Here is a 10,509-nt window from a genome sequence, read left to right as displayed (position 1 = left end):
TTAGCGCTGCGACGACAGGGCCTGTCGCGCCAGACCGCGGAAGTAGCAGGCGTAGCCCAGGGTGGCGGTCAGGCACAGCATATAGCCAAACGACTCGCTGCCTTCCTCGACCGTGTTTTTCACCACCCGGGCGAAGTTCTCATCCAGCACGGCGTACCACAGGCCGTGCATACCAAACAGCCGAGAGAAGACCAGAATCGCCAGCAGGCCGCTGATCATCATCCCGTAATAGGGCGTGCGGGTATACGCCGCCAGCTGCGACAGAGTCTGACGCAGATGGCGCAACGGCAACAGCAGCGACCCCGCGGTGGCCAGCAGGGCAAACCACACCCAGCTGCCGTGGGAGAGTAAATCAAACAGGCCATCCAGTTCGCGGATCAGCATGGCGAGAAAGAAGCCGCCGATGAGGATATTGCTATAGCGCAAGTGGGCATATTTCCGCGCCAGCAGCAGATGAACCAGCACGATAACGGCCAGCACGCTCTCCTGGACCACTTCGGTGAGCGACACCTCCGGGATGTCGTTGCCAAACACCCGAATATCCACCCACAGGCAGAGTACCGCGAGGGCGGCCGCGACCGCCGCGCCGAGAAAGAAAAGCAAGCTTCGTAACAGAGACATTAACACCACAACTTATGCTTAAAACAAATATCATAAGTTCTGGGAATACATGTTCCTGTTCACTTTGTGCGACTTTGCGGCTGTTTTTTAACATTTTGCGCTTTTTAGCGCCCGGGAAGGCGGCAGGGGAGGGGGCTCCCCTGCATAAAGGGGATTCAGAGAATATCATCCACCACGCCGCCATCGACGCGCAGCGCGGCGCCGGAGGTGGCTGACGCCTGCGGCGAGCAGACGTAGACCACCATATTGGCGACCTCTGCCACCGAGGCCGCCCGCTGGATCACCGAGCTCGGACGATGGGTCATGACAAACGCTTTCGCCAGTTCCTCCAGCGACTGACCGGTTTTCGCCACTTCGTCTTTCAGCATTTCGGCAAAGCCGTCGGAAATCGTTGGCCCTGGCAGAACGCTGTTAACGGTCACTCCGCTGCCGGCGACATATTTCGCCAGGCCGCGGGCCAGCGACAGCTGCGCGGTCTTGGTGACGCCATAGTGGATCATGTCCGCCGGGATATTGCGCGCCGATTCTGAGGAAAAAAACCCCCCCCGCCCCCAGCCTTTGTTGACCATCGCCGGGAGCAGCCCCCGCGACAGGCGTACGCCGGACATGACGTTGGTCTGCCAGTAGTTGTCCCAGGTCGCGTCGTCGGTGGCGTAGAAATCCTGCGGGCCATAGATCCCGGCGTTATTGACCAGAATATCGACGCCGGTCACGGCCCGCAGCAGCTGCGCTGCGCCGTCGGCGTCGCTGAGGTCGGCGATGGCGGGGCGCGCCTTCGCGCCCGGCACCTCATTTTGCAGCCGGGCGATCGCGGCGTTCACGCTCTGCTCGCTGCGCCCGTTAAGGATAACCTCTGCGCCGCTCTCCGCCAGGCCTTTGGCGATGGCGAAGCCAATACCCGCCGTGGAGGCGGTGACCAGCGCGACTTTTCCCGCTAAATCAATTTTCATGTTCCTGCCTTCTGGTTGTGGATCTCCTATTAAGCGTAGCAGCGGCGATATAGCCGGGGATCAGTAACCGGCGTGCTTATTGACCAGGTTTTTCAGCGGCAGCCCGCGGCGCTGGCGCTGAATGTTCTCCAGCAGCTGGCGGGCGATCACCTCGGCAGAGGCCGCAGAGGCCATATGTGGGGTGATGACCACCTGCGGATGGCGCCACAGCGGATCGTCCGCCGGCAATGGCTCCTGCGGGAAGACGTCGAGCACCGCCCCGGCGAGCTGGCCGCTCTCCAGCGCCGCCAGCACATCCTCATTGACCATATGCTCCCCGCGGCCGCAATTGATCAACACCGCCCCGGCGGGTAGCCGGCTGAACAGCGGCGCGGCGAGGATACCCCGGGTCTGCGCGGTGAGCGGCAGGAGGTTAATCAGCCCGTCAAGCGACCCAAGAAAGTGGTCGAGCGCCTCCTCGCCGCGATAGCAGGTGACGCCAGCCAGCTGCTTTTCACTGCGCGACCAGCCGGAGACCCGATAGCCGAGGCGGGCCAGCTGGTCGGCGATATAGCCGCCAATTTCGCCGAGCCCCATAATGCCGATATGGAAGTCGGCGGCGGCGCGCTGGGGATAGAGCTTCCAGGTTTGGGTCCGCTGGTGGGCCAGCGCCCGGTCGAAATGGCGCTGAAACCACAGGACGCTCCACAGGGCATATTCGAACATGCCGTGGCGAAAATCTTCATCGATCACCCGGCACAGCGGGATCTCGCTGGCGAACAGCGCGGGCGGCAGATGATCGACCCCGGCGGACGCGGCCTGGATCAGCTTCAGCCCCGGCGAACGGGTCAACAGCTGCGGGTCCGGGAACCAGCAGCTGGCGTACTGGGCGTCGCGCGCCGCCTGGTGATGGGGCAGAAGCGCCGTGACGTCGGGAAACTGCTGCAGGGCGGCGCAGATATCGCGGGCGAAATCCGCGTCGTTACAATCCACCACGATAGTGATATCAGACATAGGCGTTAGTCTTTGTAAGAGGTATCGAGACGGTCAAGACGGCGCAGCCACGCCTGCCAGACCTGTTGACGTTCATGCTCCACGCCCATCAGCTGCTCGCAGGCGTGCTGGCTAAGGTGCGGGGCGATGGTGTGGATCGGGCTGAGGGCCGCCAGCTGGGCGGCGGCCATCTGGATCTCGCAGGCGCGGTTCAGGTAGTACATGATGTAAAACGCGTCAGCCACGGTGCGGCCCACCGACAGCAGGCCGTGGCTCTGCAGGATCATAGCGATATTATTCCCCAGCGAGCGCTGGATGCGCGCCCGTTCGTCGAGGTCAAAGGCCACCCCTTCATAGGGATGGTAGCCGACGCGCTGGTAAAATTCGGTGCTGATCTGGTTGAGCTGCAGCAGGCCATCCTCGCAGGCGGCCACCGCCATTCCCGGCAGCGTATGGGTGTGGATCACGCAGTGGGCGTCTTCCCGGGCCATATGCACCGCGCTGTGGATGGTGAACCCCGCCGAGTTAGCCGGTGCGTCTCCCGCTACGACCTTACCCTCCATATCCACTACGATCAGGTTGCTGGCGGTGACTTCGTCAAACATCATGCCGAAGGGATTAATAAAAAAACGCGGCTCGCCGTCGCCGGGCAGGCGCACGGAGAAGTGAGTGTAGAGGGTATCCTCCCAGCCGAACAGCGCCGCCAGCCGGTAGGCGGCGGCCAGCTGCTGGCGCAGGTGTTGCTCAGTTGCCATTTAGCGTACTCCCATAAATTCACGGATTCGTTGCAGAGAAGGCGCCTCCAGCGGGCTGCGGATCACCTGCGGGGCGATATCGGCCTGCACCACGCCGTTCTCCATCAGCACCACGCGGTCGGAAATCGACAGGGCGAAGTCCATCTCGTGAGTGACAATCAGCATGGTCATGCCTTCGCGGGCCAGCGACTGAATGACCTTCAGCACTTCGCCTACCAGCTCGGGATCCAGCGCCGAGGTCGGTTCGTCAAACAGCATGATGTCCGGCTTCAGCGCCAGCGCCCGGGCGATCGCCACGCGCTGCTGCTGGCCGCCGGAGAGCTGTCCGGGATACTTGTGGGCATGGGCCAGCAGGCCGACGCGGTCGAGCAGCGCCAGGGCCTGCTCGCGGGCGACCGGCTGGTCCAGCAGCTGGTGATAGCGCGGGGCCAGCATCACGTTGTCGAGCACCGTGCGGTGGGGGAACAGGTTGAAGCTCTGGAAGACCATGCCGATGCGCCGTACCCCGGCGCGCATCTGGCGTTTGTCGACGATGGCTCCGCCCTTAAGATAGTCCTCGCCGTAGAGAATGATCTCCCCGCCATCAAGGCTTTCGAGGGCGTTGATGGTGCGGATCAGGGTGGTTTTGCCGGAGCCGGACGGGCCGATGATGCTGATCACCTCCCCGTTCTCCACCTGCAGATCGATGCCTTTCAGCACCTCATGCTGCCCCCAGGATTTGCGAATGCCCCGCAGATCGAGCGCTGGCGGCGCGCCGTTGACGGCCGGCGTTTTGATCTCTTCCGTCAGCGCCGGCAGGCTCTGGCGCAGCGCCTGGCATTCCGCCTCGCTGAGGGTTTGCGGACGCTTACGCTGAATATCGAGACGATTTTCCAGCGCCCGGAACAGCCAGGTGAAGACGGTAACCACCATCACGTAGTACACCGCTACCGCCAGCAGGGTCTCCATCACAAGGAAATTCTGCGCATACAAGCGCTGGCCGGTGAGCAGCAGCTCGGGTAAGGAGACCACCGACAGAATCGAGCTCAGCTTAATGATGGTGATGTATTCATTGATCAGCGTCGGCAGCGAGATGCGAAACGCCTGAGGGATCACGATCAGCCGCTGGATGCCGATAAAGCTGAAGCTCAGCGCATGGCCTGCCTCGCTCTGCCCCTTGGCCACCGACAGCAGCCCGCCGCGGTGGATCTCCGCCATATAGGCCGCCTCGGTGACGGTCATCGACACCAGCCCGGCGATAAACGGCACCCCGAGCAGCGGCTGGGTCACCGGAAACAGCTGCGGCAGGTTGTAGACAAACACCAGCAGCACCATCAGCGGCACGCTGCGAAAAAACCAGATATAGAGTTCGACGGGGATCTTGACCCAGCGCGGCGCCGAGAGCTTCGCGCAGGCTAACAGAAAACCGACCACCAGGCCGATCCCCCAGGACAAGGTGCTGATTACGATGACAGTCACGCACGCCTGCCAGAATGCCCCAATGCTAAACAATGAAAAAAAGTATCCCCAATCGAACGCCATACTGACTCCTGTTGCGCAGTGCTTATTGTTTTAATCGATGCTTTCTAAGTTGTATTTTTTGATCAACGCGGCATATTGGCCGTTGGCCTTCAGCGTGGCCAGGGTGGCCTTGATCGCCTCCGCCAGCTCGGTGTTGCCTTTGGCGACGTAGATCCCCAGCGGCAGCGGGTAGACCAGGCGCGTAGAGCTTATCGCCAGGCGGCCGCGGCTCTTGTCGACAATGATCTGCGCCGCCGGGGCAATCTCAAGCTGGGCGCCGATGTTCTTCGACAGCAGCGCCTGGGAGGCTTCCGGCGCCGTCGGGAACTCCTGAATGGTGATGGCCGGTTTGCCGTTTTTCAGGCACCACTCGTCGGAGTGTTTTTTCAGGCTGGTCACCCAGGTGGTGCCCGCCTGCAGACCGACCTTCACGCCGCACAGCTCATCTTCGGTTTTCGGCTGCACCGCGCCGCCCTTCAGGGCGATGATCGACGCGCCGGAGAGGGCGTAAGGGATGGCGTCGGCCTGTTTCTGGCGCTCCGGCGTCACGTACATCCCGGAGATCACCGCGTCATATTTCTTGCCGATGCCGAGGATCAGGCTGGTGAACTTGGTGTCGATCAGCTGCGGTTTGGCCTGCAGATGTTGGGCGATCAGCGCGGCAAACTCCGGGTCGAGACCGACGATATTGTTATTGCTGTCATAGGACTCAAACGGCGGGTAGGTGACCTCCATCCCCACCTTAAAGACGCCCTCGGTCAGCAGTTCCGCCGCCTGGGTGACAGGGGAAAAACAGGCGCTGACGGCGAGGGTAAGCGCGACACGGCGCGAGATTTTTTTCAGGGTGCTAGTCATCATGGTTCCTCACGGGTAGTTAGGGGTTTTTTTGCTGAGCCTGTTTTTTCAAATGGCCAAACGTATTGGTGCCGCGCGCGCGCTCCGGTAGCTGAAGTTCACCGCGATTGACCTTTTCGCGCAGGTAGCGATAGGTTTGCAGGGCCTGGCTCCACATATGCTCCCCGATGCTGAGCTCCTGATATTCACCGGCTTCGCCGGCGGCGAGAAAAGTCGGCAGCGGACGGATCAGCGTGTGGTAATCGCAGGCGAAAAACAGCGGGAAGGAGTACCGCTCCTGCGGCACTTTGCGCACCCGGTGGGCTGTAGCAACAAATGTGCCAGCGCTGAGCACTTCCAGCATGTCGCCGATATTGATCACGAACGCCTCTTCTCCGGCGGCGTTCTTGACGGGAGGTGCATCGATCCACACGCTTTCTTCATTGAGAACCTCAAGGCCGGGCTGGTCGGCGAGCAGCAGGGTGAAGCACTCATAGTCGGTGTGTGCACCAATTCCGGGAACATCTTCGACGCTGGCGTCGAACGGGTAATGGATCAGCCGCAGCTTAGCCGGCGGGCAGGTCACCATCGGTTTGAAATACCCTTCCGGCAGGCCGAGCGCGAGGGCGAAAGCGTCGAACAGACGGTGGCCGAGGGCGAAAACCGCGTCGTAGTAGGCCAGCACCCGCGCGCGGAAATCCGGCAGATCGGGCCACTCGTTGGCGCCGATCAGCGGCGTACCGGCGAGCACCAGCGGATGGTCATCCGCTGCCTGGAAGCCGATATCGAAAGCCTCTTTATGGTCCGGCTTGCCGGAGCCGTAGATCTCTTCTCCTTCCGGAACGTAGCCCTTATGGCTTTTGGAGTGGCCGATGTAATAGTTCATCTTCTCCTCCATCGGCAGGGCGAAGATCTGCTTCGCCGCCTCGCGGACGCCGGCGATCAGTGCCGGGTCGATGCCGTGGCCGGTGATGTAGAAAAAGCCCACCTCGCGCGCCGCGCGGCCGATGGCGTCGGCCACCGCCTGACGCCTGGCGAGGTCATCGCCGGCCAGATCGCGGATATCGATGGTCGGGAGTTCAGTAAAAGCGTGCTTCACGGCGGTCATGGCTGCGGTTCCTGTTCAGTGAGCGTTAAAAACTGCTGAAAGTGGGCCTGCTGGCGCGTGGCCATCCAGGCGTTGAGCGACCAGAGATCGGCCACCGGAACGTTGGTGAACGGCAGATGGTGCAGATAGCCGTCGGCGCCAAACTCCGGGGTCAGCGTGGTCTGCGGGTAGCCGCGCTGGCGCTGCGAACGCCAGATTTGCTGCCAGAAGCGCTCGGCAAAGGCCAGCGCCGGCTGATACTCAGGCGCCGCCGGGTGCGGCACCTGCGGCCCCTGGTCGTAGCCCACCCGGGCCTGCACGTGATGCACGCGGTCGATAAAGGCGCTGAAGTCATCGCTGGGGTCATCCAGCAGGCGCTCGCTGACCACCACCCAGTGGCTGATGTCGGCGGTAAAGCGCAGCTGGGGGAGCTGCTGAATGATCTCCAGGGTGAGCCACGGGCTGTACAGCGAGGTGGCGCGATGGGTTTCAAAGCTGCAGGTCAAACCAAACCCGGCGGCCAGCTCGTGCGCCTTGCCGAGAAAATCGACTTGCTGCGCAAGCGGCCAGCGATCGTTGCCCGCCAGCAAATTGACAAAGCGCGGGTTGAGGCCGCTGGCCTCGGCGAAGCGGGACTGCAGGCGCGCCAGATGCTGCTCGGGCGTTTCATGCTGGGCGGGGAGCACCCCGCCGCCGCTGAAAAGAATGGCGATATACTCCAGCCCCGACGCCTGCAGGTGGTCGGCGAGCTGCCGCCGCTCGGCCACCGTTAACGGCACGCGGGCTTCGATACCGCAGCAGCCGACACGCTGCAGTTCATCCAGCGTTTGCGGCCAGGGGGTCGTCACTCCCCAGAGGGTGCGAAAGCATTTCAGCTCCATGGCGGCTTCCTCAGGCGTACTTCACGCCGGGCAGGACGCAGAGCATCTCGTACAGCAGGTTGGCCGCCAGCTGGGAGGTATTACCGCTCACGTCGTAGGGGGGCGAGACCTCGACCAGATCGGCGCCAATCAGATTCAGGCCGCGGCAGCCGCGGACGATCTCCAGCGCCTGAATGGAGGTCAGACCGCCAACTTCCGGCGTCCCGGTTCCCGGAGCCCAGATGGGATCGAGGCTATCGATATCAAAGCTGAGATACACCGGCCCGTTGCCCATCTGCTGGCGGACTTCGGCCATCAGCGGCGCCAGCGAGGTATGCCAGCACTGCTCCGCCTGCACCAGGCGAAAGCCCTGGTCAACGCCCCACTGGAAGTCGCCGGCGGCATAGCCCTGGGCGCGCTGACCAATCTGCACCACCCGTTTGAGGTCAAGCAGTCCCTCCTCAACGGCGCGGCGGAAGGTGGTGCCGTGGGCGATTTTCTCTCCGAACATCTCATCATTGGTGTCGGTATGGGCGTCGACGTGGATGAGCCCCACCGGACCATGTTTTTTGGTCAGCGCCCGCAGGATCGGCAGGGTAATGGTGTGGTCCCCGCCGAGGGTTAGCGGGATCAGCGGATAACTATTCAAACCAGTGTAGTAATCTTCGATAATTTGCACCGATTTGAGCAGGCTGTAGGTATTGATCGGCACATCGCCGATATCAGCCACCGACAGCGAGTCGAACGGCGCGGCGCCGGTCGCCATATTGTACGGACGGATCATCACCGATTCGGCGCGAATATAGCGTGGTCCGTAGCGCGTGCCCGAGCGCTGCGAGGTGCCGATATCCAGCGGAATGCCGACAAACGCCGCGTCAAGTCCCTGTAAATCTTCAATAAACGGCAGGCGCATCATTGTGGCGCGGCCGGCGAAGCGTGGCATCTCATTGCCACCCTGCGGTTGGTGAAAGAGGTTATCCATGTCTGCTCCTGAATCTGACGGATGAAACGTAACAGGAGAGATAGTGCGCAACCCGCGCTGGACTTTACATCGTCTGGCGTAAATACTCAGTTCATTTATTGGTGAACTAAATACGATGCATCACGACGCCAGCCTCAATATTCGCCAGCTGCAGGTTTTCGAGGCGGTGGCCCGCCTGGAGAGCTACAGCCGGGCCCAGCAGGAGCTGGGTATTTCGGTCTCCGCCATCAGCAATGCGATGTCGCAGCTGGAGGGACAGCTCGGCTTCACCCTCTGCCAGCGCGGGCGCGGCGGCTTTTCTCTGACCGAGAAAGGTCAGCAGTTTTTACAGCAGGCGATCCGCGTACTGAGCGAACTCAATGAGCTGGAGCGGCAGTCGGCGCTGCTCAAAGGGGAGCACAGCGGCACCCTGTGCATCTCGACGCTCGACTCCATCGAGACCGAAACGGCGCTCTCGCTGCCGGTGGTTCTGCGCAGCTTCAGCGACAAATTTCCCCATGTGCATATCAAACTGATTATCCGCACCCCGGCGGAGCAACTGAACGGCGTGCTGAACAACCATATCGACCTGGCCATCGGCAGCTACAACTCGCAGGTGCATAACATCATCAGCGAGCCGCTGTACCGTGAACAGCACTGGCTCTACTGCAGCGATCTGCACCCGATGTTCTTCAGCCGCCAGCTCGATAAAGAGCAGATCAGCCAGTGCCCACTGGTGACCCGCAGCTACTGGAACACCAGCGATCTCCGCCGTCGGGGCTTCAGCAAAGGGAGCGCTACCGTCGAGACCGTCGACGCCCAGCTGCTGCTGATCCTCTCGGGGAAATATATTGGCTATCTGCCGGAGCATTACGCCTGGCCGTGGATCAAAGAGAACCGCCTGCGGGTGCTGCTGCCCAACGAGTTTGGCTTTCAGTCGCCGTTCTCGGCCATCTGTAAGCGCGGGCGCAGCAATGAGCCCTACCTGAAAGCGTTCCGCGACCTGCTGAAGAAAAATACGGTAGCGCGGCCGAAGTGGAATTACTGAGTGGGGTAGGGGCTTCCCTCCGCCGGGGTGGTGGCTCTGGCGCTCAGCGCGCAGCCCGGCGGGGGAGTTTTCCCTGTTCAAAAAACGAACGGCTGCCGGTAGCCCGCCCGGGCTGCGGCTGCCAGGCAACTGCCTCCAGGTTATCCACAGGGTTAGGCGCCGCTGGTGTGGACAGGTCGCGGGGCGACAGGGCGCGGCTAGCGGAACAAAGGATGGCGTTTGCGTTAAATAAAACGGTACGAAGGGGAATCTGTGTTTGCCCCGCCTTTGCCCGTGAAATCAGAAAATTTACTTCGCAGGCTAACCGCAGATTGCTTCAAAAAAATTCCCGTATTTGTTATATTGTTGTTCATTGATTATTCACCTCTGCGGTGCCAAAAAGAACAAGATTCACCGCAACCCAGGACACTGCCATGTTAGATTACCGCTTCCCGACAGCTTTGCAGATGGTTCTCAGCGTAGCAATGGCGGAGCAGATGGGTGAACGTTCGACGAGTGCGATTCTGGCCTACGGCCTGGAAGCGAACCCGAGCTTTATCCGTAAACTAATGGTTCCGCTAACTCGTGACGGCATTATCGTCTCCACGCTTGGCCGCAACGGCTCAATTCATCTTGGCCGTCCGGCGGACAAGATCACCCTGCGTGATATCTATCTTTCGGTTATCGAAGATAAAAAACTGTGGGCGTCGCGTCCTGACGTCCCGGCCCGCTGCGTGGTCAGCGCCAACGCCTGCTGGTACTTCAAATCGGTTGCCGATGAAGCAGAGCAGGCTTCGTTAAACGTCCTCGCTCGCCATACCGTGGCCAGCGCGCTGGAGGCGGTCAAAAACGCCGATACCAGCGGCTGCGACCCGGTGCCGGAAATGATCGCCCGCTTTAAAAAAGCGCATTAATCATTTTCTGGTGACGAAAAAAAAAAAA

The 10,509-nt window shown here is 61.3% G+C and carries 11 protein-coding genes; 2 read left to right on the top strand and 9 right to left on the bottom strand.

Annotated features, from left to right (window positions below; translation table 11 throughout):
- The 9 genes from HMPREF9538_RS03855 to speB form a co-directional block, all read right to left on the bottom strand.
- Nucleotides 1-621 carry a hypothetical protein gene (locus HMPREF9538_RS03855; protein WP_009486154.1) on the bottom strand — a complete coding sequence of 207 codons (621 nt, stop codon included), beginning with the start codon at nucleotides 619-621 and terminating at the stop codon, nucleotides 1-3.
- Nucleotides 622-776: 155 nt separating this feature from the next.
- Nucleotides 777-1,571: an SDR family NAD(P)-dependent oxidoreductase gene (locus tag HMPREF9538_RS03860; RefSeq protein WP_009486153.1), complete on the bottom strand. Its 795-nt coding sequence runs from the start codon at nucleotides 1,569-1,571 to the stop codon at nucleotides 777-779.
- A 60-nt stretch (nucleotides 1,572-1,631) separates the two neighbouring features.
- Nucleotides 1,632-2,564 (bottom strand): 2-hydroxyacid dehydrogenase, encoded by a 933-nt coding sequence (locus HMPREF9538_RS03865; RefSeq protein WP_009486152.1) that lies wholly within the window; start codon nucleotides 2,562-2,564, stop codon nucleotides 1,632-1,634.
- A gap of 5 nt (nucleotides 2,565-2,569) precedes the next feature.
- Nucleotides 2,570-3,298, bottom strand: a complete 729-nt coding sequence (locus tag HMPREF9538_RS03870) for a class II aldolase/adducin family protein (RefSeq protein ID WP_009486151.1) — start codon at nucleotides 3,296-3,298, stop codon at nucleotides 2,570-2,572.
- Nucleotides 3,299-4,819 (bottom strand): amino acid ABC transporter permease/ATP-binding protein, encoded by a 1,521-nt coding sequence (locus HMPREF9538_RS03875; RefSeq protein WP_004212910.1) that lies wholly within the window; start codon nucleotides 4,817-4,819, stop codon nucleotides 3,299-3,301.
- Between the two features lie 30 nt (nucleotides 4,820-4,849).
- On the bottom strand, nucleotides 4,850-5,653 hold the full coding sequence (locus HMPREF9538_RS03880; protein ID WP_019704833.1) for an ABC transporter substrate-binding protein: 804 nt from the start codon (nucleotides 5,651-5,653) through the stop codon (nucleotides 4,850-4,852).
- A gap of 19 nt (nucleotides 5,654-5,672) precedes the next feature.
- Nucleotides 5,673-6,740 carry an isopenicillin N synthase family dioxygenase gene (locus HMPREF9538_RS03885; RefSeq protein ID WP_004145695.1) on the bottom strand — a complete coding sequence of 356 codons (1,068 nt, stop codon included), beginning with the start codon at nucleotides 6,738-6,740 and terminating at the stop codon, nucleotides 5,673-5,675.
- A complete protein-coding gene (locus HMPREF9538_RS03890) occupies nucleotides 6,737-7,600 on the bottom strand; it encodes a sugar phosphate isomerase/epimerase family protein (RefSeq protein ID WP_009486149.1) in 864 nt (287 codons plus the stop codon). Before HMPREF9538_RS03890 ends, HMPREF9538_RS03885 begins: the two co-directional genes overlap by 4 nt.
- A 10-nt stretch (nucleotides 7,601-7,610) precedes the next feature.
- Entirely contained in the window at nucleotides 7,611-8,561 is a 951-nt protein-coding gene (gene speB, locus HMPREF9538_RS03895) for an agmatinase (protein ID WP_009486148.1), read from the bottom strand.
- Nucleotides 8,562-8,676: 115 nt separating this feature from the next.
- Here speB and HMPREF9538_RS03900 point away from each other — a divergent pair, with 115 nt between their 5' ends.
- Both HMPREF9538_RS03900 and HMPREF9538_RS03905 read left to right on the top strand, forming a co-directional pair.
- Entirely contained in the window at nucleotides 8,677-9,588 is a 912-nt protein-coding gene (locus HMPREF9538_RS03900; protein WP_002914199.1) for a LysR family transcriptional regulator, read from the top strand.
- Nucleotides 9,589-10,001: 413 nt separating this feature from the next.
- Nucleotides 10,002-10,481 (top strand): RrF2 family transcriptional regulator, encoded by a 480-nt coding sequence (locus HMPREF9538_RS03905; RefSeq protein ID WP_000888203.1) that lies wholly within the window; start codon nucleotides 10,002-10,004, stop codon nucleotides 10,479-10,481.
- The last annotated feature ends 28 nt before the right edge of the window (nucleotides 10,482-10,509 follow it).

Source organism: Klebsiella sp. MS 92-3, from assembly GCF_000195655.1.
Classification (GTDB): domain Bacteria; phylum Pseudomonadota; class Gammaproteobacteria; order Enterobacterales; family Enterobacteriaceae; genus Klebsiella; species Klebsiella pneumoniae.
This window is presented reverse-complemented; position numbering and strand designations above follow the sequence as displayed.

Coding starts and splice junctions, on each gene's coding strand:
- HMPREF9538_RS03855 (WP_009486154.1), bottom strand. CDS start 621: ATGTCTCTGTTACGAAGCTTGCTTTTCTTTCTCGGCGCGGCGGTCGCG.
- HMPREF9538_RS03860 (WP_009486153.1), bottom strand. CDS start 1,571: ATGAAAATTGATTTAGCGGGAAAAGTCGCGCTGGTCACCGCCTCCACG.
- HMPREF9538_RS03865 (WP_009486152.1), bottom strand. CDS start 2,564: ATGTCTGATATCACTATCGTGGTGGATTGTAACGACGCGGATTTCGCC.
- HMPREF9538_RS03870 (WP_009486151.1), bottom strand. CDS start 3,298: ATGGCAACTGAGCAACACCTGCGCCAGCAGCTGGCCGCCGCCTACCGG.
- HMPREF9538_RS03875 (WP_004212910.1), bottom strand. CDS start 4,819: ATGGCGTTCGATTGGGGATACTTTTTTTCATTGTTTAGCATTGGGGCA.
- HMPREF9538_RS03880 (WP_019704833.1), bottom strand. CDS start 5,653: ATGACTAGCACCCTGAAAAAAATCTCGCGCCGTGTCGCGCTTACCCTC.
- HMPREF9538_RS03885 (WP_004145695.1), bottom strand. CDS start 6,740: ATGACCGCCGTGAAGCACGCTTTTACTGAACTCCCGACCATCGATATC.
- HMPREF9538_RS03890 (WP_009486149.1), bottom strand. CDS start 7,600: ATGGAGCTGAAATGCTTTCGCACCCTCTGGGGAGTGACGACCCCCTGG.
- speB (WP_009486148.1), bottom strand. CDS start 8,561: ATGGATAACCTCTTTCACCAACCGCAGGGTGGCAATGAGATGCCACGC.
- HMPREF9538_RS03900 (WP_002914199.1), top strand. CDS start 8,677: ATGCATCACGACGCCAGCCTCAATATTCGCCAGCTGCAGGTTTTCGAG.
- HMPREF9538_RS03905 (WP_000888203.1), top strand. CDS start 10,002: ATGTTAGATTACCGCTTCCCGACAGCTTTGCAGATGGTTCTCAGCGTA.